This window comes from Streptomyces europaeiscabiei (assembly GCF_001550375.1).
Lineage (GTDB): Bacteria > Actinomycetota > Actinomycetes > Streptomycetales > Streptomycetaceae > Streptomyces > Streptomyces europaeiscabiei.
Genome location: NZ_LRTR01000211.1, coordinates 14,906 through 39,646 on the forward strand (window position 1 = coordinate 14,906; position 24,741 = coordinate 39,646).

Annotated in this window: 21 protein-coding genes and 3 tRNA genes; 3 read left to right on the plus strand and 21 right to left on the minus strand. The window is 67.3% G+C overall.

The window, feature by feature from the left end:
* Positions 1 to 36: 36 nt before the first annotated feature.
* From fusA to AWZ10_RS10465, 15 genes are all read right to left on the minus strand, one after another.
* Positions 37 to 2,163, minus strand: a complete 2,127-nt coding sequence (fusA, locus tag AWZ10_RS10395; RefSeq protein WP_060890927.1) for an elongation factor G — start codon at positions 2,161 to 2,163, stop codon at positions 37 to 39.
* A 39-nt stretch (positions 2,164 to 2,202) separates the two neighbouring features.
* On the minus strand, positions 2,203 to 2,673 hold the full coding sequence (gene rpsG, locus AWZ10_RS10400) for a 30S ribosomal protein S7 (RefSeq protein ID WP_005481264.1): 471 nt from the start codon (positions 2,671 to 2,673) through the stop codon (positions 2,203 to 2,205).
* Positions 2,674 to 2,675: 2 nt separating this feature from the next.
* The gene (rpsL, locus tag AWZ10_RS10405; protein ID WP_003948652.1) at positions 2,676 to 3,047 is read right to left on the minus strand and encodes a 30S ribosomal protein S12; all 372 of its coding nucleotides are present in this window, start codon (positions 3,045 to 3,047) and stop codon (positions 2,676 to 2,678) included.
* Between the two features lie 287 nt (positions 3,048 to 3,334).
* A complete protein-coding gene (locus AWZ10_RS10410; protein WP_173531557.1) occupies positions 3,335 to 3,889 on the minus strand; it encodes a DUF1707 and DUF4190 domain-containing protein in 555 nt (184 codons plus the stop codon).
* A 176-nt stretch (positions 3,890 to 4,065) separates the two neighbouring features.
* On the minus strand, positions 4,066 to 7,965 hold the full coding sequence (locus AWZ10_RS10415) for a DNA-directed RNA polymerase subunit beta' (RefSeq protein WP_046706204.1): 3,900 nt from the start codon (positions 7,963 to 7,965) through the stop codon (positions 4,066 to 4,068).
* Positions 7,966 to 8,059: 94 nt separating this feature from the next.
* Complete coding sequence (gene rpoB, locus AWZ10_RS10420; protein ID WP_046706205.1) at positions 8,060 to 11,545, minus strand: DNA-directed RNA polymerase subunit beta; 3,486 nt, start codon at positions 11,543 to 11,545, stop codon at positions 8,060 to 8,062.
* A 648-nt stretch (positions 11,546 to 12,193) separates the two neighbouring features.
* The gene (rplL, locus tag AWZ10_RS10425) at positions 12,194 to 12,577 is read right to left on the minus strand and encodes a 50S ribosomal protein L7/L12 (protein WP_046706206.1); all 384 of its coding nucleotides are present in this window, start codon (positions 12,575 to 12,577) and stop codon (positions 12,194 to 12,196) included.
* A gap of 126 nt (positions 12,578 to 12,703) precedes the next feature.
* Complete coding sequence (gene rplJ / locus AWZ10_RS10430; RefSeq protein ID WP_037694056.1) at positions 12,704 to 13,234, minus strand: 50S ribosomal protein L10; 531 nt, start codon at positions 13,232 to 13,234, stop codon at positions 12,704 to 12,706.
* A 293-nt stretch (positions 13,235 to 13,527) separates the two neighbouring features.
* Positions 13,528 to 14,424: an SCO4651 family lipoprotein gene (locus AWZ10_RS10435; protein ID WP_079104339.1), complete on the minus strand. Its 897-nt coding sequence runs from the start codon at positions 14,422 to 14,424 to the stop codon at positions 13,528 to 13,530.
* Positions 14,425 to 14,505: 81 nt separating this feature from the next.
* Positions 14,506 to 15,375: an SCO4651 family lipoprotein gene (locus AWZ10_RS10440; protein ID WP_060890928.1), complete on the minus strand. Its 870-nt coding sequence runs from the start codon at positions 15,373 to 15,375 to the stop codon at positions 14,506 to 14,508.
* A gap of 183 nt (positions 15,376 to 15,558) precedes the next feature.
* Positions 15,559 to 16,284 carry a 50S ribosomal protein L1 gene (rplA, locus tag AWZ10_RS10445; RefSeq protein WP_037694050.1) on the minus strand — a complete coding sequence of 242 codons (726 nt, stop codon included), beginning with the start codon at positions 16,282 to 16,284 and terminating at the stop codon, positions 15,559 to 15,561.
* Between the two features lie 102 nt (positions 16,285 to 16,386).
* Positions 16,387 to 16,821: a 50S ribosomal protein L11 gene (gene rplK / locus AWZ10_RS10450; RefSeq protein WP_020132675.1), complete on the minus strand. Its 435-nt coding sequence runs from the start codon at positions 16,819 to 16,821 to the stop codon at positions 16,387 to 16,389.
* A 179-nt stretch (positions 16,822 to 17,000) separates the two neighbouring features.
* Positions 17,001 to 17,873, minus strand: coding sequence for a transcription termination/antitermination protein NusG (gene nusG, locus AWZ10_RS10455; RefSeq protein ID WP_060890929.1), 873 nt, complete (start codon positions 17,871 to 17,873; stop codon positions 17,001 to 17,003).
* Between the two features lie 77 nt (positions 17,874 to 17,950).
* The gene (secE, locus tag AWZ10_RS10460) at positions 17,951 to 18,238 is read right to left on the minus strand and encodes a preprotein translocase subunit SecE (RefSeq protein WP_037694038.1); all 288 of its coding nucleotides are present in this window, start codon (positions 18,236 to 18,238) and stop codon (positions 17,951 to 17,953) included.
* A gap of 114 nt (positions 18,239 to 18,352) precedes the next feature.
* Positions 18,353 to 18,425 (minus strand) — tRNA-Trp (locus AWZ10_RS10465).
* A 251-nt stretch (positions 18,426 to 18,676) separates the two neighbouring features.
* On the opposite strand from AWZ10_RS10465, the gene AWZ10_RS10470 reads away from it, so the two are divergent.
* Together AWZ10_RS10470 and AWZ10_RS10475 are read left to right on the plus strand one after the other, a co-directional pair.
* Positions 18,677 to 19,903, plus strand: coding sequence for a pyridoxal phosphate-dependent aminotransferase (locus AWZ10_RS10470; RefSeq protein WP_046706209.1), 1,227 nt, complete (start codon positions 18,677 to 18,679; stop codon positions 19,901 to 19,903).
* A gap of 134 nt (positions 19,904 to 20,037) precedes the next feature.
* Positions 20,038 to 21,078, plus strand: a complete 1,041-nt coding sequence (locus AWZ10_RS10475) for an adenosine deaminase (RefSeq protein WP_060890930.1) — start codon at positions 20,038 to 20,040, stop codon at positions 21,076 to 21,078.
* Between the two features lie 6 nt (positions 21,079 to 21,084).
* On the opposite strand, the gene AWZ10_RS10480 is transcribed toward AWZ10_RS10475, so the two are convergent.
* The 6 genes from AWZ10_RS10480 to AWZ10_RS10505 form a co-directional block, all read right to left on the minus strand.
* Complete coding sequence (locus tag AWZ10_RS10480; RefSeq protein WP_060890931.1) at positions 21,085 to 22,140, minus strand: UDP-N-acetylmuramate dehydrogenase; 1,056 nt, start codon at positions 22,138 to 22,140, stop codon at positions 21,085 to 21,087.
* 77 nt (positions 22,141 to 22,217) lie between these two features.
* Complete coding sequence (locus tag AWZ10_RS10485; protein ID WP_037694028.1) at positions 22,218 to 22,646, minus strand: MaoC family dehydratase; 429 nt, start codon at positions 22,644 to 22,646, stop codon at positions 22,218 to 22,220.
* Between the two features lie 7 nt (positions 22,647 to 22,653).
* The gene (locus AWZ10_RS10490; RefSeq protein ID WP_037694025.1) at positions 22,654 to 23,106 is read right to left on the minus strand and encodes a MaoC family dehydratase N-terminal domain-containing protein; all 453 of its coding nucleotides are present in this window, start codon (positions 23,104 to 23,106) and stop codon (positions 22,654 to 22,656) included.
* A gap of 115 nt (positions 23,107 to 23,221) precedes the next feature.
* Positions 23,222 to 23,386 (minus strand): 50S ribosomal protein L33, encoded by a 165-nt coding sequence (gene rpmG, locus AWZ10_RS10495; protein WP_046706212.1) that lies wholly within the window; start codon positions 23,384 to 23,386, stop codon positions 23,222 to 23,224.
* Positions 23,387 to 23,477: 91 nt separating this feature from the next.
* Positions 23,478 to 23,550, minus strand: a tRNA-Met gene (locus AWZ10_RS10500).
* Positions 23,551 to 23,596: 46 nt separating this feature from the next.
* A tRNA-Thr gene (locus AWZ10_RS10505) sits at positions 23,597 to 23,669 on the minus strand.
* A gap of 343 nt (positions 23,670 to 24,012) precedes the next feature.
* On the opposite strand from AWZ10_RS10505, the gene AWZ10_RS10510 reads away from it, so the two are divergent.
* Positions 24,013 to 24,741, plus strand: a 729-nt coding sequence (locus tag AWZ10_RS10510) for an amidohydrolase family protein (protein ID WP_482258098.1), incomplete at its 3' end; no start/stop codon positions are given.

The window sequence follows — 24,741 nt, forward strand, 5'->3', positions numbered from 1 at the left end:
TCCGGAGTCAAGCCTAAAGCGTGCGAACGCTGTGCGTTACTCGCCCTTGGCCTTCGCGATGATCTCCTCGGCGACGTTCCGCGGAACCTCGGCGTAGGAGTCGAACTGCATCGAGTAGCTTGCGCGACCCGAGGTCTTGCTGCGGAGGTCTCCGACGTAGCCGAACATCTCCGAGAGGGGCACGAGGCCCTTCACGACGCGGGCACCGGCCCGCTCCTCCATGGCCTGGATCTGACCACGGCGGGAGTTGATGTCGCCGATGACCTCACCCATGTAGTCCTCGGGCGTGGTGACCTCGACGGCCATCATCGGCTCAAGGAGCACGGGGGACGCCTTGCGCGCGGCCTCCTTGAAGGCCTGCGATCCGGCGATCTTGAAGGCGAGCTCGGAGGAGTCGACCTCGTGGTAGCCACCGTCGAGGAGCGTCACGCGGACGCCCGTCATCTCGTAGCCCGCGAGGATGCCGAACTGCATGGCCTCCTGCGCACCGGCGTCCACCGAAGGGATGTACTCCTTCGGGATACGGCCACCGGTGACCTTGTTCACGAACTCGTACGAGGCGTCGCCGCCCTCGATCGGCTCGATCGCGATCTGCACCTTGGCGAACTGGCCGGTACCACCAGTCTGCTTCTTGTGCGTGTAGTCGACGCGCTCGACGGACTTGCGGATCGTCTCACGGTAAGCGACCTGCGGCTTGCCGACGTTGGCCTCGACCTTGAACTCACGGCGCATACGGTCGACCAGCACCTCAAGGTGCAGCTCGCCCATACCACCGATGATGGTCTGGCCCGTCTCCTCGTCCGAGTGAACCTGGAAGGAGGGGTCCTCCTCCGCGAGACGCTGGATGGCGACACCCAGCTTCTCCTGGTCACCCTTGGACTTGGGCTCGATGGCGACCTGGATGACCGGCGCCGGGAAGTCCATGGACTCCAGGATCACCGGCTGCTTGTCGTCGCTCAGCGTCTCACCGGTGGTGGTCTGCTTGAGGCCCATGACGGCGACGATGTCGCCGGCGCCCACCGACTCGATCTCCTCACGCTTGTTCGCGTGCATACGGTAGATCTTGCCGATGCGCTCCTTCTTGCCCTTGACGGAGTTCAGCACGGCGGTGCCGGACTCCAGGCGACCGGAGTAGATCCGGACGAAGGTGAGCTTGCCGAGGTGCGGGTCGCTCATGATCTTGAACGCCAGCGCCGACAGCGGCTCGTCGTCGGACGGCTTGCGCTTGACGACCAGCTCCGGGTCCTTCACGTCGTGGCCTTCGATGGCCTCGACGTCGAGCGGGGTCGGGAGGTAGCGCACGACCGCGTCGAGCAGGGGCTGGACGCCCTTGTTCTTGAACGCGGTGCCACAGAACACCGGGGTGACCGTGACGCCGTCGGACTTGCCGGTCGCGATGGTGATGCGACGGATCGCGGCGTACAGCTGCTCCTCGGTGGGCTCCTGGCCCTCCAGGAACAGCTCCATGATCTCGTCGTCGTTCTCCGCGACGGCCTCGACCAGCTTGCCGCGGTACTCCTCGGCAGCCTCGGTGTGCGTGGCCGGGATGTCGACGACGTCGTACATCTCGCCCTTGGCGGCCTCGGCGGACCACACGAGCGCCTTCATGCGGACCAGGTCCACAACGCCCTTGAAGTCCATCTCGGCGCCGATCGGCAGCTGCATGACGAGCGGAACGGCACCCAGGCGGCTCGAGATCATGTCCACACAACGGTGGAACTCGGCGCCGGTACGGTCCAGCTTGTTCACGAAGCAGATGCGCGGCACGCCGTAGCGGTCGGCCTGACGCCACACCGTCTCGGACTGCGGCTCGACACCGGCGACACCGTCGAACACCGTGACGGCACCGTCGAGCACGCGGAGCGAACGCTCCACCTCGACCGTGAAGTCGACGTGCCCCGGGGTGTCGATGATGTTGATCGTGTAGTCGTTGTCCTCGAGCGGCCAGTGACAGGTGGTGGCAGCAGAGGTGATCGTGATGCCACGCTCCTGCTCCTGCTCCATCCAGTCCATGGTGGCAGCGCCGTCGTGGACCTCACCGATCTTGTAGCTGACGCCGGTGTAGAAGAGGATCCGCTCGGTGGTGGTCGTCTTGCCCGCGTCGATGTGGGCCATGATCCCGATGTTGCGGACCCTGGCCAGGTCAAGTGAAGTGGTAGCCATAAGGCTTCGGTCTTCTCTCGGTCTCGATGGGGGTAGCGACTACCAGCGGTAGTGCGCGAAGGCCTTGTTGGACTCGGCCATCTTGTGGGTGTCCTCGCGCTTCTTCACAGCGGCACCGAGGCCGTTGGAGGCGTCGAGAAGCTCGTTGAGCAGACGCTCGGTCATGGTCTTCTCGCGACGGGCGCGGGAGTAACCGACCAGCCAGCGCAGCGCGAGCGTGTTGGCACGACCGGGCTTGACCTCGATCGGAACCTGGTACGTCGCACCACCGACACGGCGGGACTTGACCTCGAGGGTCGGCTTGATGTTCTCCAGAGCGCGCTTCAGCGTGATGACCGGGTCGTTGCTGGTCTTCTCGCGCAGGCCCTCCATGGCGCCGTACACGATGCGCTCGGCGGTGGAGCGCTTGCCGTTCAGCAGCACCTTGTTGATCAGCGAGGTGACAAGAGGAGAACCGTAGACCGGGTCGATGATGACCGGGCGCTTCGGGGCGGGGCCCTTACGAGGCATTCTTACTTCTCCTTCTTGGCGCCGTAGCGGCTGCGGGCCTGCTTGCGGTTCTTGACACCCTGGGTGTCAAGCGAACCGCGGATGATCTTGTAGCGAACACCGGGCAGGTCCTTCACACGGCCGCCGCGCACGAGCACGATGGAGTGCTCCTGCAGGTTGTGTCCCTCACCCGGAATGTAAGCAGTGACCTCGATCCCGCTGGTCAGACGCACACGCGCGACCTTACGCAGGGCCGAGTTCGGCTTCTTCGGGGTGGTCGTGAACACACGCGTGCAGACGCCGCGACGCTGGGGCGAACCCTCGAGTGCGGGCGTCTTGTTCTTCTCGACCTTGTCCTGCCGGCCCTTCCGGACCAGCTGCTGGATCGTAGGCACTACTTCTCCGGTTTCTGTGTGCCGAATGGTGAAGCTAACCTGAAACACTCGCCGACCCACGCGGTCGGGTGTGTCGAAACTGCAGACTCCCGCCGCGAGGCAGAAAGAGCGCAGAATACGGTGGCCGCTGCGGCTCCCCCTGTGCGGTTGAAGGCACGCACGGGAGCCAGGGCACACCCCAGGCACAAGGTCTGAGCGTACCTACCTCATTCGCTATGGTCAAAACAAATGGACAGGCGGGGGTTTAAGGGCGGTCGCTTCCGCGTCGACGAGCACTGCCGCGGGGCTCAGACTCCGCTGCTCGACGACACCCCCGCGATCATCATGATCATGAGGAAGAAGGCCCAGCCCGCCACGGAGAGCCAGCCCAGGATGAGACCGGCCAGGGCGAAGCCCTCGCCGCCCTCGCCCGTGCGCTTCATCTCGGCGCGGGCGGTGTGCCCGAGGATGACCGCCGGAATACCGGTGAGGCCCAGCGTCATGGTCGTGAGGACACCGCACACCATCGAGCCGACGGCCTTGCCGTTGGTCGGCGGGGGCAGCACGGGCGCCGGCATGAAGGTTCTCGGCACCATGGGAGCCATGGGGGCCATGGCGGACGGCTGCATCCCTGAGGGGCCCTGGGGCAGGTCGGCGACCAGCAGGGCCAGCTCCCCCACTGTGCGGGCCTTGTAGGCCCTCTCCACGCGCCTCTCGTACTCGTCCTGCGGAAGGCGGCCCTCACTGAAGCCTGCCTTCAGCACATCCACGGCACGCTCACGGTCGGCATGTGCGGCGAGCAACGAAGGACTATTGCCCTGCGCCTGCTGCCACGGAATCGGCTGCCACGACGGGTTCGACACGAGAAACACTCCCCCGGACTGGTTGTCCCTCCATGATGCTCCAACGCCCGGCCCTGGGCACGGGTTCCCCGCCCCACTTCTGTCCCGGTTCTGCCACATCGAACACCCGCGCCCACGCCGAAGGGCGGCCACCCGAAGGTGACCGCCCCTCAACTCAAGCAACCACAGCTGCTCGCCTACTGGTTGTACGGACCGTAGTCGTAGTCCTCCAGCGGGACGGCCTGGCCGGAGCCCGTGCCGAACGGCGAGTAGTCGATGTCGTCGTAGCCGACGGCCGAGTACATCGCCGCCTTGGCCTCCTCGGTCGGCTCGACCCGGATGTTGCGGTAGCGGGACAGACCCGTACCGGCCGGGATGAGCTTACCGATGATGACGTTCTCCTTGAGGCCGATGAGGCTGTCGGACTTGGCGTTGATCGCCGCGTCCGTCAGCACTCGGGTCGTCTCCTGGAAGGAGGCGGCCGACAGCCAGGATTCCGTCGCCAGCGAGGCCTTGGTGATACCCATCAGCTGCGGACGACCGGAGGCCGGGTGACCGCCCTCCTGGACCACACGACGGTTCTCGGTCTCGAACTTCGAGCGCTCGACCAGCTCACCGGGCAGCAGCTCGGCATCGCCGGACTCGATGATCGTCACACGGCGGAGCATCTGCCGGATGATGATCTCGATGTGCTTGTCGTGGATCGACACACCCTGCGAGTTGTAGACCTTCTGGACCTCGCCGACCAGGTGGACCTGGACGGCACGCTGACCCAGGATGCGCAGCACGTCGTGCGGGTTGGTGGCACCCACGGTGAGCTTCTGGCCCACCTCGACGTGCTCGCCCTCGCTCACCAGCAGACGGGCGCGCTTCGAGATCGGGAACGCCGTCTCGTCGCTGCCGTCGTCCGGCGTGATGACGATCTTCTTGGTCTTCTCGGTCTCCTCGATGCGGACGCGACCGGCCGCCTCGGAGATCGGGGCGACACCCTTCGGCGTACGGGCCTCGAAGAGCTCGACAACACGCGGCAGACCCTGCGTGATGTCGTCACCGGCCACACCACCGGTGTGGAAGGTACGCATCGTCAGCTGGGTACCGGGCTCACCGATGGACTGGGCGGCGATGATGCCGACCGCCTCACCGATGTCGACCAGCTTGCCGGTGGCCAGGGAGCGGCCGTAGCACATGGCGCACGTGCCGACCTTGGACTCACAGGTCAGGATCGAGCGGGTCTTGACCTCCTCGACACCGTGGTGCACGAGCTGGTCGATGAGCACGTCGCCCAGGTCCACGTTGGCCGGCGCGATCACCTTGCCGTCGATGACGACGTCCTCGGCGAGCATGCGGGCGTAGACGCTGGTCTCGACGTCCTCGGCCTTGCGCAGGACCCCGGTCTCGTCCTTCGAGGCGATCCGCAGCTTCAGACCGCGCTCGGTGCCGCAGTCCTCCTCGCGGATGATGACGTCCTGCGAGACGTCCACCAGACGACGGGTCAGGTAACCCGAGTCGGCGGTACGCAGGGCGGTGTCCGCCAGACCCTTACGGGCACCGTGCGTGGAGATGAAGTACTCCAGCACGGACAGGCCCTCACGGAACGAGGCCTTGATGGGACGCGGGATGGTCTCGTTCTTCGCGTTCGACACCAGACCACGCATACCGGCGATCTGACGCATCTGCATCATGTTTCCTCGGGCACCCGAGTCAACCATCATGAAGATGGGGTTGGTCTTGGGGAAGTTCGCGTTCATCGCCTCGGCGACCTCGTTGGTCGCCTTGGTCCAGATCGCGATGAGCTCCTGCGTGCGCTCTTCCTTGGTGATCAGACCGCGCTCGTACTGCTTCTGGACCTTCTCGTCCTGCGCCTCGTAGCCCTTGACGATCTCCTTCTTCGCCTCGGGAACGACGACGTCGGAGATGGCCACGGTGACACCGGAACGGGTCGCCCAGAAGAAGCCGGACGCCTTCAGGTTGTCGAGCGTCGCCGCCACGATGACCTTGGGGTAGCGCTCGGCCAGGTCGTTGACGATCTCGGAGAGCTGCTTCTTGCCCACCGAGTAGTCGACGAACGGGTAGTCCTCGGGCAGCAGCTCGTTGAAGAGCGCGCGGCCCAGCGTGGTCTTCAGACGGAAGCTGTCACCCTGCTGCCACTCCGGCTCGCCCTCCTCGCGCGCCGGAGGCATCCAGCCGCGCGGCGGGATGGTGCCCACCGGGAAGCGGATGTCCACCGCGGACTGCAGCGCCAGCTCGCCGGCGTCGAACGCCATGATCGCCTCGGCCGTGGAGGCGAACGAACGCCCCTCGCCCTTGGTGTCACGCAGCTCGCCGTCGGTGGTGAGGAAGAACAGACCGAGGACCATGTCCTGGGTCGGCATCGTCACCGGACGGCCGTCGGCGGGCTTGAGGATGTTGTTCGAGGACAGCATCAGGATGCGGGCCTCGGCCTGCGCCTCCGCGGAGAGCGGCAGGTGGACGGCCATCTGGTCACCGTCGAAGTCCGCGTTGAACGCGGTGCAGACGAGCGGGTGGATCTGGATGGCCTTGCCCTCGACGAGCTGCGGCTCGAAGGCCTGGATGCCGAGGCGGTGCAGGGTGGGAGCACGGTTCAGCAGCACCGGGTGCTCGGCGATGACCTCTTCGAGGACGTCGTACACGACGGTGCGGCCGCGCTCCACCATGCGCTTGGCGGACTTGATGTTCTGCGCGTGGTTGAGGTCCACGAGCCGCTTCATCACGAACGGCTTGAAGAGCTCCAGCGCCATCGCCTTCGGCAGACCGCACTGGTGCAGCTTCAGCTGCGGACCGACGACGATCACGGAACGCGCGGAGTAGTCCACACGCTTGCCGAGCAGGTTCTGACGGAATCGACCCTGCTTGCCCTTCAGCATGTCGCTGAGGGACTTCAGCGGGCGGTTACCGGGACCGGTGACCGGACGGCCACGACGGCCGTTGTCGAACAGCGCGTCGACGGCCTCCTGGAGCATGCGCTTCTCGTTGTTCACGATGATCTCGGGCGCGCCGAGGTCGAGAAGCCGCTTCAGGCGGTTGTTCCGGTTGATCACACGGCGGTACAGGTCGTTCAGGTCGGAGGTCGCGAAGCGGCCACCGTCCAGCTGCACCATCGGGCGGAGGTCCGGCGGGATGACCGGCACGCAGTCGAGCACCATGCCCTTGGGGCTGTTGCTGGTCTGCAGGAACGCGGAGACGACCTTGAGGCGCTTGAGCGCACGGGTCTTCTTCTGGCCCTTGCCGGTGCGGATGATCTCGCGGAGGCGCTCGGCCTCCTCGTCCAGGTCGAAGGACTCCAGGCGCTTCTGCAGCGCCGCGGCACCCATCGAACCGTCGAAGTACGTGCCGAAGCGGTCACGCAGCTCGCGGTAGAGGAGCTCGTCGCCCTCCAGGTCCTGGACCTTGAGGTTCTTGAACCGGGTCCACACCTCGTCGAGACGGTCGATCTCGCGCTGCGTACGGTCGCGCAGCTGCTTCATCTCACGCTCGGCGCCCTCGCGCACCTTGCGGCGCACGTCGGCCTTGGCACCCTCGGCCTCGAGCTCGGCCAGGTCGGTCTCGAGCTTCTTGGCGCGAGCCTCCAGGTCGGAGTCACGACGGTTCTCGACCTGCTGCCGCTCGACGGAGACGTGCGCCTCCAGCGACGGCAGGTCGCGGGTGCGGCGCTCCTCGTCGACGTACGTGATCATGTACGCCGCGAAGTAGATGACCTTCTCCAGGTCCTTCGGGGCGAGGTCGAGCAGGTAGCCCAGCCGCGACGGAACGCCCTTGAAGTACCAGATGTGGGTGACGGGAGCGGCAAGCTCGATGTGGCCCATCCGCTCACGGCGCACCTTGGCGCGCGTGACCTCGACGCCACAGCGCTCACAGATGATGCCCTTGAAGCGGACACGCTTGTACTTGCCGCAGTAGCACTCCCAGTCCCGGGTCGGACCGAAGATCTTCTCGCAGAAGAGTCCGTCCTTTTCGGGCTTGAGCGTGCGGTAGTTGATCGTCTCGGGCTTCTTGACCTCGCCGTGGCTCCACTGACGGATGTCGTCAGCGGTGGCCAGACCGATCCGGAGCTCGTCGAAGAAGTTGACGTCGAGCACTATGCGTCAATCCCTCTCAGGGTTGTAAGTCATGGGGTCTGATACGGGGGTCCTGGGGCCGGAGGCCTTCGTCACGAAGGCCTCCGAACTCCCGTCAGACCTCTTCGACGCTGCTCGGCTCACGCCGGGACAGGTCGATGCCAAGCTCCTCCGCAGCGCGGAAGACGTCCTCGTCGGTGTCGCGCATCTCGATGGACATGCCGTCCGAGGACAGCACCTCCACGTTGAGGCACAGGGACTGCATCTCCTTGATGAGAACCTTGAAGGACTCGGGGATGCCGGGCTCGGGAATGTTCTCGCCCTTGACGATGGCCTCGTAGACCTTCACACGGCCGGTGACGTCGTCGGACTTGATGGTCAGCAGCTCCTGGAGGGCGTACGCGGCGCCATAAGCCTCCAGCGCCCACACCTCCATCTCACCGAAGCGCTGGCCACCGAACTGGGCCTTACCACCCAGCGGCTGCTGGGTGATCATCGAGTACGGACCGGTCGACCGAGCGTGCAGCTTGTCGTCGACCAGGTGGTGGAGCTTGAGGATGTACATGTAACCGATGGAGATCGGGTCCGGGAACGGCTCGCCGGAGCGGCCGTCGAACATCCTCGCCTTGCCGGTCGGCTGCACCATGCGCTCGCCGTCGCGGTTCGGGATGGTGTGGTTCAGCAGACCCGCGAGCTCGTCCTCACGCGCACCGTCGAACACCGGGGTGGCGACGTTGGTGCCCGGCGCGACCTGGTCGGCGCCGATGACCTGCAGGCGCTGCGCCCAGTCCTCACCGAGACCGGAGACGTCCCAGCCGCGGCTGGCGAGCCAGCCGAGGTGGATCTCCAGGACCTGTCCCGGGTTCATTCGGGACGGCACACCCAGCGGGTTGAGGATGATGTCGACCGGGGTGCCGTCCTCCAGGAACGGCATGTCCTCGATCGGCAGGATCTTCGAGATGACACCCTTGTTGCCGTGACGGCCGGCGAGCTTGTCACCGTCGGTGATCTTGCGCTTCTGCGCCACGTACACGCGCACCAGCTGGTTCACACCGGGGGGAAGCTCGTCGCCCTCCTCACGGTCGAAGACGCGGACGCCGATGACCTTGCCGATCTCGCCGTGCGGCACCTTCAGCGAGGTGTCACGGACCTCACGGGCCTTCTCACCGAAGATCGCGCGGAGCAGACGCTCCTCGGGGGTCAGCTCGGTCTCACCCTTGGGCGTGACCTTGCCGACGAGGATGTCACCGGCGACGACCTCGGCACCGATACGGATGATGCCGCGCTCGTCGAGGTCGGCGAGGACCTCCTCGGAGACGTTCGGGATGTCCCGGGTGATCTCCTCGGGGCCGAGCTTGGTGTCACGGGCGTCGACCTCGTGCTCCTCGATGTGGATCGAGGAGAGGACGTCGTCCTGCACGAGGCGCTGCGACAGGATGATCGCGTCCTCGTAGTTGTGACCCTCCCACGGCATGAACGCCACGAGCAGGTTCTTGCCCAGCGCCATCTCGCCGTTCTCGGTGGCCGGACCGTCGGCCAGGACCTGGCCCTCGATGATCCGGTCGCCCTCGTTGACGATGACCTTCTGGTTGACCGAGGTGCCCTGGTTGGAGCGGGCGAACTTGGCCAGGCGGTACGTGATGTACGTGCCGTCGTCGTTGGTGGTGGTGATGTAGTCCGCGGAGACCTCCTGGACCACACCCGCCTTCTCGGCCTTGACCACGTCGCCGGCGTCGACGGCGGAGCGGTACTCCATGCCGGTGCCGACGAGCGGGGCCTCGCTCTTGATGAGCGGCACGGCCTGACGCATCATGTTCGCGCCCATGAGGGCACGGTTGGCGTCGTCGTGCTCGAGGAACGGGATCATGGCGGTCGCGACCGACACCATCTGGCGCGGCGAGACGTCCATGTAGTCCACGTCGTCACCGGGGACGTAGTCGACCTCGCCGCCACGACGGCGGACCAGGACGCGGTTCTCGGTGAAGCGCATGTCGTCGTCGAGCGTGGCGTTGGCCTGCGCGATGACGAAGCGGTCCTCTTCGTCGGCCGTCAGGTAGTCGACCTCGTCGGTGACGACACCCTCGGTGACCCGGCGGTACGGCGTCTCCACGAAACCGAACGCGTTGACGCGGCCGTAGGAGGCGAGCGAACCGATCAGACCGATGTTCGGGCCTTCGGGCGTCTCGATCGGACACATACGCCCGTAGTGGGACGGGTGCACGTCACGGACCTCGAAGCCGGCCCGCTCACGGGAGAGACCACCCGGGCCAAGTGCCGACAGACGGCGCTTGTGGGTGAGACCCGACAGCGGGTTGTTCTGGTCCATGAACTGCGACAGCTGGCTGGTGCCGAAGAACTCCTTGATGGAGGCGACGACCGGCCGGATGTTGATCAGGGTCTGCGGCGTGATCGCCTCGACGTCCTGGGTCGTCATGCGCTCGCGGACGACTCGCTCCATACGCGCCAGACCCGTACGGACCTGGTTCTGGATGAGCTCGCCGACGCTGCGCAGACGACGGTTGCCGAAGTGGTCGATGTCGTCGGTCTCGACGACGATCGACGTGCCGTTGTCGGAGGTCGTCTCGGTCTCGCCGGCGTGCAGCTTGACCAGGTACCTGATCGTCGCGATGACGTCCTCGACGGTCAGGACGCCCGCGTTGAGCGGAGCCTCCCCGCCCAGCTTCTTGTTGACCTTGTAGCGGCCGACCTTGGCGAGGTCGTAGCGCTTCGGGTTGAAGTACAGGTTCTCCAGAAGCGTCTGCGCGGCCTCACGCGTGGGGGGCTCGCCCGGACGCAGCTTGCGGTAGATGTCGAGCAGCGCGTCGTCCTGCCCCTGGGTGTGGTCCTTCTCCAGGGTGGCGCGCATGGACTCGTACTCGCCGAACTCCTCCAGGATCTGCTCGGTGGTCCAGCCGAGAGCCTTGAGGAGGACGGTCACGGACTGCTTGCGCTTGCGGTCGATACGCACACCGACCATGTCGCGCTTGTCGATCTCCATCTCCAGCCAGGCACCCCGGGACGGGATGATCTTGGCGGAGAAGATGTCCTTGTCGGATGTCTTGTCGATCGAGGAGTCGAAGTAGACACCGGGCGAACGGACCAGCTGCGACACCACGACACGCTCGGTGCCGTTGATGACGAAGGTGCCCTTGTGGGTCATGAGCGGGAAGTCGCCCATGAAGACCGTCTGGGACTTGATCTCGCCGGTCTCATTGTTGGTGAACTCGGCCGTGACGAAGAGCGGGGCCGCGTACGTGAAGTCGCGGTCCTTGCACTCGTCGATGCTGTTCTTCGGCGGCTCGAAACGGTGGTCGCGGAACGTCAGCGACATCGACCCGGAGAAGTCCTCGATCGGGGAGATCTCCTCGAAGATCTCCTCCAGACCGGACTTGGTGGGGACGTCCTGTCCGTTCTCCAGAGCCTCCTCGACCCGACTCTGCCAGGCGGTGTTGCCGAGCAGCCAGTCGAAGCTCTCGGTCTGCAGCGCGAGCAGGTTGGGAACCTCGAGAGGCTCCTTGATCTTTGCAAAAGAGATGCGCAGCGGGGCAGTGCTGGCGGCTGGGTTCGTATTCGAGGTCGAGGCGTTGCGCGAGGCGGCCAAGAGGGGGTCCTTCCGAGGGCTCGGACTCACTACGCGCGTACCGGCCCCTCTCCTGCGCAAAGAGAGCAGGCAGTTCCTGAACTGACGGATAGGGCCAGGTCAGGAATGGTCTGTTCATCGATGCTCAAGTGAGGGCATGCCCCTGGTGACGGGCAGGGGACAGCTAACAGGCAGCGCAAAGGGTCAGTGTAGCCACTTGGCACACTGATGTCCAGTGCGGGTTTTTTGAGACCCTCGTTGTTCTCGACACCTACGCAAGCCCACGCCCTCAATGCACGTTGATACTGCCCTCTTCGCCGTCGATCCATGCCTCGGAGTTCGGATCGGTGTGACGACGCGTCCTGAGAATTGCGCGCTGCGTGCAGTTCGTCAAGGCCCCTCATACCCGATCCGGGTGCCGCGATCGTCACTCGCGGCTCGTCACCCAGGGCGTTCGGAGGCACAACGAAGATCACCATACTCGTCGCCACCGGCTGTGCAAGGCAGCCGTCACTCGACGTCCCCGAACGCCGAAAGGCGACCACCCAGTTGGGTGATCGCCCTTCGGTACGTTCGCGTTACAGCCTCGAACAAGTTTTTGACACTCGCCCCGGAACTGTCCCGCACGGATCCTCGCGGATCCAGGAGAGCTGGCGGACCAGCGAGGCCTTACTTGACCTCGACGGAGGCGCCGGCGCCCTTGAGGGACTCGGCAGCCTTCTCGGCGGCCTCCTTGGCGACCTTCTCGAGAACGGGCTTCGGGGCGCCGTCCACGAGGTCCTTGGCCTCCTTCAGGCCCAGGGAGGTCAGCTCACGCACGACCTTGATGACCTGGATCTTCTTCTCGCCGGCGCCCGTGAGGATGACGTCGAACTCGTCCTGCTCCTCGACGGCGTCGGCCGGGGCACCGGGGGCACCCGGGGCGGCGACGGCGACGGCGGCGGCAGCGGTGACGTCGAACTTGTCCTCGAACGCCTTCACGAACTCGGAGAGCTCGATGAGGGTCATCTCCTCGAACTGCGCGAGCAGGTCTTCCTGGCTGAGCTTCGCCATGATGGGCGATCCTTCCACTAATTCGGCTGGTGCCGGTATGTACATGTCTGGCGGGCGTACGATCGGCCCGCTACGACCGTTGCCTCAGGCGCAAAGCCTCAGGCGGCGGTCATTTCGCGAGCCGAGTTACTCGGCACCGCCCTGCTCGTCCTGCTTGGCGCGAAGGGCGTCCACGGTGCGGACGAGCTTCGAGGGAAGCGCCTTGAAGAGGGAGGCAGTCTGGGACTGCTTGCCCTTGAAGGCACCCGCCAGCTTGGAGAGCAGAACCTCGCGGGACTCGAGGTCCGCAAGCTTCTTGATCTCGTCGGCGGACAGCGCCTTGCCGTCAAGGACACCGCCCTTGATGACGAGGTTGGGGTTGTCCTTGGCGAAGTCACGAAGACCCTTCGCCGACGTCACCGGGTCACCGGTGATGAAGGCGACTGCCGTCGGACCGTTGAACAGGTCGTCGAGCGTCGAGATCCCGGCCTCGTTGGCCGCAATCTTGGTCAGCGTGTTCTTCACCACGGCGTACTGGGCGTCATCACCGAGCGAACGACGCAGCGTCTTGAGCTGCGCCACGGTGAGACCCCGGTACTCGGTCAGCACGGCGGCATTCGAGCTACGGAACTGCTCCGTGAGCTCGGCCACCGCGGCAGCCTTGTCGGGCCTTGCCATAGAGCGTCGGCCTCCTTCCGGGTGATGAGGACCGCTCGGAAGGGGCTGGGGAAAACGAAACGCCCCGGCGCAGGCGCTCGGGGCGTGACTCGACCGGACGAATTCCATACGAAGACGGAACCGGACCAGGAGCAACTTCCACAGTCACCTGCGCGGGTCGTCCGCAGTTCAGCGGATCCTTCGGCCACCGTGCCCTCTCACAAGCACACGGCGACGACCAGCGGTCTTTGGCTTCTTCGGAAGAGTACGGGACCGTATCCCTGTCAAGCAAATCCGGTCCCGGGGGCGGCCGCTCAGCCCGCTCCGGCCTCGTCCACCAGCTCCCCGATGTCCACGGTGTCCTCGGCCGCCGGAGTCTCGACGGTCACCGACGGGTCGATCTCCAGGAGGGTGACGGTCAGGTCGAGCGGGCCCCCGTCGACCATGCGGCCCTCCTTGAGGACGTAGGTCTCGCCTTGTACGCGGTACCGCTTGGCGTGTCCGTCGCCGTCGACCCACAGGTCCACGGTGAGCGTGCCGTCGACCCCCAGCGCGTAGAACTGGTCGAGGCTGTCCGTCCGCAGTTTCCGGGTGGCCTTGTCCCCGGCGGCGCTCTGGGCGTCCTGCAGGCCCTTCGTCGTGACCGTTCCCCGGTAGTGCGTGGTTCCGCTGCCGTCGACGGTCTCCGTGCCTACCTCCCGCACGTCCTTCGAGCCGGTCAGGAGCGTGGACTGCGGGAGTGGGCTCACCTCCAACGGGCTGGGCAGGACACGGTAGGTGTTGTTGTCGGCGGCGCCCCGGCCCCACACGGCCGGCTCGGCACTGAGCCACTTCTTGTCCGCCGAAGCACCGATGGCGGCGGCGTCGCCCTCGGCGTAGATCACGCCGTCGGCGTACCGCACCTCCACGGGCTTGTCCTCTCTCTCGCCCAGCCCGGTCAGCTCCATGCCCATGGCGGACGGCCGCACGGTCATGGACGCCTCGGCCCGCACCTTCCCGTGCTCCGGCAGCGTCCCGGTCGCCCGGTAGCGCAGCGACTCGACGTCCGTCGTCCACTCCGCGGCCCGGGCCACCGCCTCGGCGGGTGTCAGCGACTGCGCCCCCGCCTCCGACTCCGTACCGCAGGCGGTGGCACCGCCGAGCAGCGCGGCCACGACGGCGATGCCGGCGGCTCTACGACGGCGTACCGAGCCGTGTGCGGCAAACCTCATGTGTCCCCCTGGAACCTCACGCCCCACCCCTGTGGGACGGCAGGGACACTAGCGCCGCCCGGTCGCGGCTGTCGCCCGATTTCAGCTCGCCGGCAGGGAGCTCATCAGGTCCTTGTAGTCGACGGTCTCGGCGGTCGGCGGCTCCTCGGTGGAGACGTCGATGCCGTAGTCGCTGTAGTGGACCGTCGAGTTCACCACTCCGTTCGCGGTGTCGGCCTTCTCGACCTTCTTGACCAACAGGTCGTCGTCGTTGATCCAGAGGTCGATGTCCGCGGTCGTGATGCCGGACGCCTTCAGTTGTTCCTCCAGCTCGGCCCGCGCCCCCTCGCCGAGGTGCGCGTTCCGCTCCTGGATGTCGGCGACGTTCACCGTGCCCGCGTAGTGCGTGGTCCTCTCCCCCCGCACGTCCTCCTCACCGACCTCCTCCACGTCGCCGGAGGCCAGCAGCAGCCGTACGGACTGGTTCGGCGTGACGCTCTTGAAGTGCTCCCGCGCATAGGCGCCGAAGGCCCCGCCGACCATCTCGTCCAGGTCCTCGTACGCGTACCTGATCCACCGCTTGCCGCCGTACTGTCCGGCGAAGAGGTCGCCCATGTCCGCGTAGTAGGCGTCGGGCAGATAGCGGGCCTCGGTCGAGGTGATACCGAGCCGGCCCATCCTGTCGGCCGCCTGGCCGCCGGTGTAGGTGATGGTCAGGCGGCCGTTGAGGCCGTCGGCCCAGTCGACCTCGCCGTCCGCGTCGATGGACATCAGGTCGCCCATGTCCCCGGTGGACTCGATCCGCGACGAGTCGGCGTCGCCGGTGGACCTGTCCGCGAGCTTCAGTGCCGCGAAGGGATCGTCCCCGCCGCCCTCGCCCGGCTCCGGGGATCCACAGGCCGCCACCCCGGTCAGCGCGGCCGCCACCGCGAACGCCAGGACCGTACGGCGGCGCCTGGTCGTGCTGGTCATCCGTCCCCACCCCCAGGGAGATTGCCGTGCCCCGCACACCAGGGCAGCACACTCACGCGCGGATGCCCAGCCGTACGCCGGAACGGCCCGTATGCCGAAAAGGGACGAGCCCCGCACCTCGAAAGGTGCGGGGCTCGTCCTCGGGCTGTGCGGCCGCGACGCGGCTGCCGGTGAGCTCGGGGCTCAGACGGCGGCCGGGTCCTCCTCGACGAGAAGGTTGCGGGTGCGGTTCGAGTCGAGCGGGATGCCGGGGCCGATCGTGGTGCTCAGAGCGGCCTTCCGGATGTAGCGCCCCTTGGCGGCCGACGGCTTCAGGCGGAGGATCTCCTCCAGCGCCGCGGCGTAGTTCTCCACCAGCTTGGTGTCGTCGAACGACGTCTTGCCGATGATGAAGTGCAGGTTCGAGTGCTTGTCGACGCGGAACTCGATCTTGCCGCCCTTGATGTCGTTGACAGCCTTGACGACATCGGGGGTCACGGTGCCGGTCTTGGGGTTCGGCATGAGACCACGGGGACCGAGCACGCGGCCGAGGCGGCCGACCTTGCCCATGAGGTCCGGGGTGGCGACGACGGCGTCGAAGTCCAGACGGCCCTTCGCCACCTCGTCGATCAGTTCGTCGGAGCCGACGATGTCGGCGCCGGCGGCGGTCGCGGCCTCGGCACGGTCACCGGTCGCGAAGACCAGGACCCGGGCGGTCTTACCGGTGCCGTGCGGGAGGTTCACGGTGCCACGGACCATCTGGTCGGCCTTGCGCGGGTCGACACCCAGACGGAAGGCGACCTCGACGGTGCCGTCGAACTTGGACGTGGAGGTCTCCTTGGCGAGACGGACGGCCTCGAGCGGGGCGTAGAGCTTGTCCCGGTCGATCTTGGCGTCCGCAGCGCGGAGAGCCTTGCTGCGCTTGCTCACAACTGCTCCTGTGTGTTCTGAAAGGAGTCGTGGTACGGGCCGAGCCGGCCCTGCCACGCGCGGCCGCTCGTTACGGCAGCCGCATGGTCACGAAGGTGGGGCTCAGCCCTCGACCGTGATGCCCATGGAACGGGCGGTGCCGGCGATGATCTTCGACGCGGCGTCCAGGTCGTTGGCGTTGAGGTCGGGAAGCTTGGTCGTGGCGATCTCGCGGACCTGCGCCTCGGTGATCTTGGCGACCTTGGTCTTGTGCGGCTCGCCGGAGCCCTTCTCGACACCCGCGGCCTTGAGGATCATCTTCGCGGCCGGCGGCGTCTTGGTGATGAAGGTGAAGGAGCGGTCCTCGTAGACCGTGATCTCCACCGGGATCACCCAGCCACGCTGCGACTCGGTCGCGGCGTTGTACGCCTTGCAGAACTCCATGATGTTGACGCCGTGCTGACCGAGCGCGGGGCCGACCGGCGGGGCGGGGTTCGCCGCACCGGCGTTGATCTGGAGCTTGATGAGCCCCGTGACCTTCTTCTTCTTGGGAGGCATTGCTCTCCGGGTCCTTTCGATTCGAGTGCGCCCCCACCCAGGTCGCGTCCCGGATGAAGGCATACCGCACAACGATAACGGGTATAGATGCGCGGCCAAAAACCGAGCAGGTCAGACGAGCTTTTGACAGCCCGTCTGACCTGGTCGGAAGCGGTGGGTCCAGAAGGAGCCGGAGCCGGCTAGTTCTTCTGGATCTGGTCGAACGACAGCTCGACCGGCGTCTCACGGCCGAAGATCTCGACGAGACCCTTGACCTTCTTCGAGTCCGCGTTGATCTCGTTGATGGTCGCCTGCAGCGTGGCGAACGGGCCGTCCGTGACGGTGACCGAGTCGCCGACCTCGAAGTCCAGCACCTGGACCTCGAGCTTGCGGGCGGGAGCCGGCTTGCCCTCGGCCTCGGCCGCCTCGCGGGCCGCCTTCTCCTCGGCCTCCGGCGCGAGCATCTTGACGATCTCGTCCAGGGTCAGCGGGTACGGGTCGTAGGCGTTGCCCACGAAGCCGGTGACGCCGGGGGTGTTGCGGACGACGCCCCAGGACTCGTTCGTCAGGTCCATGCGGACGAGGACGTATCCGGGAAGCTTGTTCTGACGGATCGTCTTGCGCTCGCCGTTCTTGATCTGCGCGACCTCTTCCTGCGGCACCTCGGCCTGGAAGATGAAGTCCTCGACGTTCAGCGAGACGGCGCGCTGCTCGAGGTTGGTCTTCACGCGGTTCTCGTAACCGGCGTACGTGTGGATGACGTACCACTCGCCGGGCAGGCTCCGCAGTTCCTCACGCAGGGCCTCGACGGGGTCGACCGGCTCGGCCTCCTCCTCGACGGCCTCTTCGGCTGCGTCCTCGTCCTCGGAGTCGGCTGCGTCCTCGGAGTCCTCGTCGTCAGAGTCCTCGACGTCGGAGTCCTCGACGTGCACGGCCTCTTCCTCGGCCGGCTCCCCCGCCTCGGCTTCGGCAGCCTCGAACTCGTCGACCTCGTCCGCTCCCTCGACGATGTCGAGCTCATCATCCTCGGACTCGTCCGGCTCGATGGCGTCGTTCAGGTTCGGGTCAGACACGTGGCTGCTTCTTCCTGGATACATGGGGGTGGAACACGCGAAAGGGGCGCCAGGTTACGGCGCCCTTCGCTTTCGGCTCAGCCGAAGACGTACTTGGCGGCCTTGTCGAGGCCGAAGTCAATCACAGTAACAAGACCGATCATGATCACGACGAAGACGATGACCACCGTGGTGTAGGTCGTCAGCTGGGAGCGGGTCGGCCAGACGACCTTCCGCAGCTCCGCGACGATCTGGCGGTAGAAGATCGCGAGGCGCTTCAGCGGGCCCTTCTTGGCGCGCTTCCCGCCCTTGCGGGTCTTCTTCTTGTCTTCGGGCACCTCGTCCTGGGCATCAGGCGTGTCGATGGAGCCCACGGCGTCCGTCATTCATCCTCACCTGATTCCGGTCCGGGTCGTGGCCGTGCCGCGCCCGGTATGAGCCGCACGGCGGAACATTGCTGTACGTACATGCGCACACGTCCTGGCGTGAGGAGTGTGTAGCAGGGCCGGAGGGACTTGAACCCCCAACCGCTGGTTTTGGAGACCAGTGCTCTACCAATTGAGCTACGACCCTTTGCGGTTCACCCCCAACGTACCGCATCCGACCGGGTGCACGGTGTGCACCTGTGGGGCGCGGCCGGTGAAGGCCAACGAGGAGAGAGCATACGTGGTCCGAGGCCTGTCGTCGAACAGAAAGCGGCCGTAGGGGGGTTGCTCGTCGAAGATCGACCGTTTCCGGTCGCGGATACAAACGGTTGTTCTGTAGCTGTTCAGTCTGTGAAACCCGCGTGCCCGGCGCGTTTCCTGTCTGAAACGATGGGGCCCATGAGCGCTGCAACCCCTCCCACCGAGCGCCGGGTCTCCGCGCGTATCGGCGCGATCTCCGAGTCCGCCACCCTCGCCGTGGACGCCAAGGCCAAGGCCCTCAAGGCCGCGGGACGTCCGGTGATCGGCTTCGGCGCCGGTGAGCCCGACTTCCCGACCCCGGACTACATCGTCGAGGCGGCCGTCGAGGCCTGCAAGAACCCGAAGTACCACCGCTACACGCCGGCCGGCGGTCTGCCCGAGCTGAAGGCCGCGATCGCCGCGAAGACCCTGCGCGACTCCGGCTACGAGGTCGACCCGTCACAGGTCCTCGTGACCAACGGCGGCAAGCAGGCCATCTACGAGGCGTTCGCCGCGATCCTCGACCCGGGCGACGAGGTGATCGTTCCCGCGCCGTACTGGACGACCTACCCGGAGTCGATCCGTCTCGCCGGCGGTGTCCCGGTCGACGTCGTCGCCGACGAGACCACGGGCTACCGGGTCTCCGTCGAGCAGTTGGAGGCGGCCCGCACGCAGAACACGAAGGTGCTGCTCTTCGTCTCCCCCTCCAACCCGACCGGCGCGGTCTACACACGCGCGCAGATCGAGGAGATCGGCCGCTGGGCCGCCGAGAAGGGCCTGTGGGTCCTGACCGACGAGATCTACGAGCACCTGGTCTACGGCGACGCGGAGTTCCACTCCCTGCCGGTGGTCGTGCCCGAGCTGGCCGACAAGACCATCGTGGTCAACGGTGTCGCGAAGACGTACGCGATGACGGGCTGGCGCGTGGGCTGGGTCATCGGCCCGAAGGACGTGGTCAAGGCCGCGACGAACCTCCAGTCGCACGCCACGTCGAACGTCTCCAACGTGGCCCAGGTGGCCGCGCTGGCCGCCGTCTCGGGCGACCTGGCGGCCGTCGAGGAGATGAAGGAGGCCTTCGACCGGCGTCGCAAGACGATCGTGCGGATGCTCAACGAGATCGACGGCGTCCTCTGCCCGGAGCCCGAAGGCGCGTTCTACGCCTACCCCTCGGTGAAGGACCTGGTCGGCAAGGAGATCCGCGGCAAGCGCCCGCAGAACACGGTCGAGCTGGCCGCGCTGATCCTGGAGGAGGCCGAGGTCGCGGTCGTCCCCGGCGAGGCCTTCGGCACCCCCGGCTATCTGCGTCTGTCGTACGCCCTGGGTGACGAGGATCTCGTCGAGGGCGTCTCCCGCCTCCAGAAGCTGCTGGCGGAGGCCACGGACTGACGTCCCGAACACACGCATCGGGGGGCGGGCACCTGCGACTCTTCGCAGGTGCCCGCCCCCTTCATGTGTGCGAGCAAGCCCACGTTCGGGGATTCCGCTACCGGTACGGCCAAGACGTACGGCAGGATCGGGCGATGGAGCGTGTACGTGATCTCTCTGAACTGCCCAAGGCCCATCTGCATCTGCACTTCACCGGGTCGATGCGGCCCACGACCGTGCTGGAGCTGGCCGACAAGTACGGGGTACGGCTGCCCGAAACGCTCGCCGATGCGCTGACCAGCGGGGAGCCGCCGAAGCTGCGGGCCACGGACGAGCGGGGGTGGTTCCGGTTCCAGCGGCTGTACGACGCGGCGCGCTCGTGCGTCAGAGGGCCCGAGGACATCCAGCGGCTGGTGCGGGAGGCCGCGGAGGAGGATGTGCGGGACGGCTCGGGCTGGCTGGAGATCCAGGTGGACCCGACGTCGTACGCGCCCCGGCTGGGCGGACTGATCCCGGCGCTGGAGGTCATCCTGGACGCGGTGGACACGACCGTGCGGGAGACGGGCCTCGGGATGCGGGTGGTGGTGGCCGCGAACCGGATGAAGCACCCGCTGGACGCGCGCACGCTGGCCCGGCTGGCGGTGCGGTACGCGGACCGGGGCGTGGTGGGCTTCGGGCTCTCCAACGACGAACGCCGGGGCATGGCGAGGGACTTCGACCGGGCCTTCGCGATCGCCCGCGAGGGGGGCCTGCTGTCGGCGCCGCACGGCGGCGAACTGACCGGCCCGTCGTCGGTGCGTGACTGCCTGGACGATCTGCACGCCTCACGGATCGGGCACGGGGTGCGCGCGGCGGAGGACCCGCGTCTGCTGAAGCGGCTCGCGGACCGGGGTGTGACGTGCGAGGTCTGCCCGGCTTCGAACGTGGCGCTCGGTGTCTACGAGAAACCGCAGGACGTCCCCCTGAGGACGCTGTTCGAGGCCGGCGTGTCGATGGCTCTGGGAGCCGACGACCCGCTGCTGTTCGGCTCCCGCCTGGCGGCCCAGTACGAGATCGCCCGCCACCACCACGGGTTCACGGACCAGGAGCTGGCGGAGCTGGCCCGGCAGTCGATCCGGGCGTCGGCGGCGCCTGAGCAGGAGCGGACGAAGCTGCTGTCCGGGGTGGACGACTGGCTCGCCGGCCCGGCCGACTAGGGCGCCCTAAAGAGTGACGCCCACCGTCACCGGCTCGTTGACCAAAGTGATACCGAAGGCGTCCCGGACTCCGGTCACGACCTCGCGGGCCAGCGTGAGCAGGTCCTCGGTGGTGGCCGCGCCCCGGTTGGTGAGCGCCAGGGTGTGCTTGGTGGAGATCCGGGCGGGGCCGGCGCCGTACCCCTTGGTGAAGCCCGCCCTGTCGATCAGCCAGGCCGCGGAGGTCTTGGTGTGGCCGTCGCCCGCGGGGTACGCGGGCGGGGTGGTGTCCTCCCCGAGCCGCTCCCGCACGCGCGCGTGAAACGCGGCGAACTCCTCGTCCGTGAGGATCGGGTTGGTGAAGAACGAGCCCGCGGACCAGGTGTCGTGGTCCTCGGGGTCGAGCACCATGCCCTTCCCTGCCCGCAGCTTCAGCACGGTCTCGCGCGCGTCCGCGAGGGGGACGCGGTCGCCGGGTCCGACGCCGAGTGTGCGGGCCGTCTCGGCGTACTTGACCGGGCCCGACAGGCCGTCGGCGTCCTCCAGTTCGAACCGGACGCGCAGCACGACGAACCGCTCGGGTTCGTTCTTGAAGCGGCTGTGGCGGTACGAGAAGGCGCATTCGGTGTTCGGGACGGTGACCGTCTCGCGGGTGAGGCGGTCGTAGGCGACGACCTCGGTGATGGTGGAGGCGACCTCCTGGCCGTACGCCCCGACGTTCTGGATCGGCGTGGCGCCCGCGGAGCCGGGGATGCCGGCCAGGCACTCGATTCCGGCGAGCCCGGCCTCGACGGTCCGGGCGACCGCGTCGGTCCACACCTCACCGGCGGCCAGCTCCAGCCGTGTCCCGTCGAGCGCGTACCCCTTCGTCGCGATGACCAGCGCGGTCCCGGCGAACCCCTTGTCACCGATGACCAGGTTGGACCCGCCCCCGATGAGCAGCAGCGGCGTCCCGGCGTCGTCGGCCTCGCGGACGGCGGAGATCACCTCGTCGTCGGTGGTCGCGGTGATCAGCCGGTGCGCGGGCCCGCCCAGCCGGAAGGTGGTCAGCGGGGCGAGGGGGGCGTCGTGGAGTTCCTGCACGGGCTCAAGAGTACGAGACCCCCCGCACCCGGGAGGGGCGGGGGACCGTGCCGTGGGCGGCTGCGCCGCGTGGGCCGTCAGGCCAGCCGTACGACCGCCCGGGACATGCCCAGGACCTTCTGGCCGGCGCTCATCGCCGTGAGGTCCACGCGGACGGTGTTGTCGTCGAGCTTGGCGCCGACCTTGGCGCTGACCTCGATGGTGGCGCCCTGGTCGTCGTCGGGGACGACGACGGGCTTGGTGAAGCGGACGCCGTACTCGACGACCGCGCCGGGGTCGCCCGTCCAGTCGGTGACGACACGGATCGCCTCGGCCATGGTGAACATGCCGTGCGCGATGACGTCCGGGAGGCCGACCTCCTTGGCGAACCTCTCGTTCCAGTGGATCGGGTTGAAGTCGCCGGAGGCACCCGCGTACTGGACGAGGGTGGCGCGGGTCACGCCGAAGGTCTGCGCGGGCAGTTCGGTGCCGACCTCGACGTCGTCGTAGGAGATCTTCGCGGTCATCGGATCCTCACGCCTTCTCGGCCGCGCGGGCCACGAGCTTGGTCCAGGCGGTCACGACATGCTCGCCGGACTCGTCGTGGACCTCGCCGCGGATGTCCAGGATGTCGTTGCCCGCGAGGGACTTGATCGCCTCGATGGTCGAGGTGACCGTGAGGCGGTCACCGGCGCGCACCGGGCGCCGGTGGGCGAACTTCTGGTCGCCGTGCACGACCCGGCTGTAGTCGAGGCCCAGTTGGGGGTCCTGGACGACCTGTCCCGCCGCCTTGAAGGTGATCGAGAACACGAAGGTCGGCGGGGCGATCACATCGGCGTGGCCGAGCGCCTTGGCGGCCTCCGGGTCGGTGTACGCGGGGTTGGTGTCCCCCACGGCCTCCGCGAACTCGCGGATCTTCTCCCGGCCGACCTCGTAGGGGTCGGTGGGCGGGTAGGAACGCCCCACGAAGGACTGGTCGAGCGCCATGGGCTCGGCACCTCCTGGCTGATCGGCGGATACGGCGGTACTGGCCGGTACGGGCCCCTCAACGACGCGAGGCCGCCCCCGATCTCTCGGGGACGGCCTCGCGTACGAGCCTGATTTATCGCGTTTCGCGGTGCGCGGTGTGCGCCTTGCAACGCGGGCAGTGCTTCTTCATCTCCATTCGATCCGGGTTGTTACGCCGGTTCTTCTTGGTGATGTAGTTCCGCTCCTTGCACTCCACGCAGGCCAGCGTGATCTTCGGGCGGACGTCGGTGGCAGCCACGTGAGTGCTCCTTGACGAACGGATGGGACAGGGTCGAACGCATAAAAGAGTAGCCGATCGAAGGACCGACCCCGCAATCGGCTACTGTCAGTAGCGGTGACCGGACTTGAACCGGTGACACAGCGATTATGAGCCGCTTGCTCTACCGACTGAGCTACACCGCTGTGATGCGATCGGTTCCCGCCTCGCGGCGGGAACCTTTCACACCAGAGCCCCAATACGGAATCGAACCGTAGACCTTCTCCTTACCATGGAGACGCTCTACCGACTGAGCTATTGGGGCGAGCGATGAAGACATTACACGCCCCACCGCCGATCGCCCAAATCCGTTTCCCCGCCCCCGTCCATGGGTCGGCCACGGGTCGTCCAGGGATCGGCGCAGGGGCACCGGGGACCGTCGTCCGTCCCGTTTTCCCAGGCCGCGCGGGTCCCACGCGCACCACCGTTCCCGGCTCTCCCGGCGGTCCCCCGGCAGGTGAACCACGCCGGTACGACTATTGCGCTCCTCCGCGACGAGGACGGACGGCCCGCCTAGGCTCGACTCACTCTGCGTGACCTTGTGTCCCCCGCTGTGTCCCCCCGCACGTGCGTCACCGTGCAGCCGTCGTCGAGCCCCCGGGAGTGAGATGCCCGACAGTCAGCCGCAGCCTTCCCGCTCCTCGTCCGGCCCGCCCTCGGGAAGGGACGAGGCAGGCGCCCTGCTGCTGTGCGGGGCACGACTGACCGACGGCCGGGTGGTGGACGTACGGCTGGGCGGCGGACGTATCGAGGCGGTCGGCACGGCGGGCAGCCTGGGCGTGGGGCCCGCCTCGTCCGGGGCGCCGGCCACCCGGCTGGACCTCGGCGGCCATCTGCTCCTGCCGGCCCCCGCGGAGCCGCACGCCCACGGCGACACGGCCCTGTCGGCCGACTTCGAGGGCCCGGTCCCTTACGACGGCCAGGACGTCCAGCGGCGGGCCACCGAGGCCGCGCTGCTGCAACTCGGGCACGGCGCCACGGCGGTGCGCTCGCATGTCCACGTGGGCGACGTACAGGGCCTGGATGCGCTGGCGGCGGTGCTGCAGGCGCGGCGGGCGCTGCGCGGGCTCGTCGAACTGACGTCGGTGGCGATGCCCCGGGTGCTGACCGGGGTGGCCGGGGCGGACGGGCTCGCGATCCTGCGGGACGCCGTGAAGATGGGTGCCTCGGTGGTCGGCGGCTGCCCGGATCTGGACCCCGATCCCACCGGGTACGTGGAGGCGGTCCTGGAGATCGCCTCCGAGCACGGCTGCCCGGTCGACCTGCACACCGACGGCGACGACCCGGCCCGCCTCGCCCGGCTCACGGCCATGGCGGGCGGCCTGCGGCCCGGCGTC